1 protein-coding gene is annotated in these 597 nt (G+C 46.9%); it reads left to right on the forward strand.

Annotated elements, in window-relative coordinates; translation table 11 throughout:
* The coding region (locus tag R7Q11_RS27780) for a Dam family site-specific DNA-(adenine-N6)-methyltransferase (RefSeq protein WP_225467185.1) at positions 1 to 597 on the forward strand (597 nt) is incomplete at both ends.

The raw sequence follows: 597 nt of genomic DNA on the forward strand, positions 1-597 counted from the left end.
ATCGCAGAACCGAAGCGCTGGTTTGTCGCAAAAAACAATCGTAAAGAAGCGTACTTAAGCATTCGTGCTGAGTTTAATCAAACTGATGACGTAATGTATCGCTCACTTGCATTCCTTTACATGAACCGCTTTGGTTTTAATGGTTTATGCCGCTACAACAAAAAAGGTGGCTTCAACGTGCCGTTTGGCTCTTACAAAAAACCTTATTTCCCAGAGGCGGAATTGGAGTTTTTTGCTGAGAAAGCCAAAAAAGCTACGTTTGTGTGCGAAGGTTATCCTGAAACATTTCGTCGTGCGCGCAAGGGCAGCGTTGTGTATTGCGATCCACCTTATGCGCCACTTTCAAACACGGCAAACTTCACTTCATACGCAGGTAATGGTTTCACGTTGGACGACCAAGCGGCATTAGCCGACATGGCAGAAAGAACGGCTACTGAGCGTGGGATTCCGGTGTTGATTTCAAATCACGACACAACACTAACGCGCCGCCTTTACCACGGTGCGGATTTAAGTGTGGTGAAAGTGAAACGCACCATTAGCCGAAACGGTAGTGGTCGTAACAAAGTTGACGAACTGCTCGCCTTGTTCAAAGCGCCG

Source organism: Vibrio sp. 970 (genome assembly GCF_033339075.1).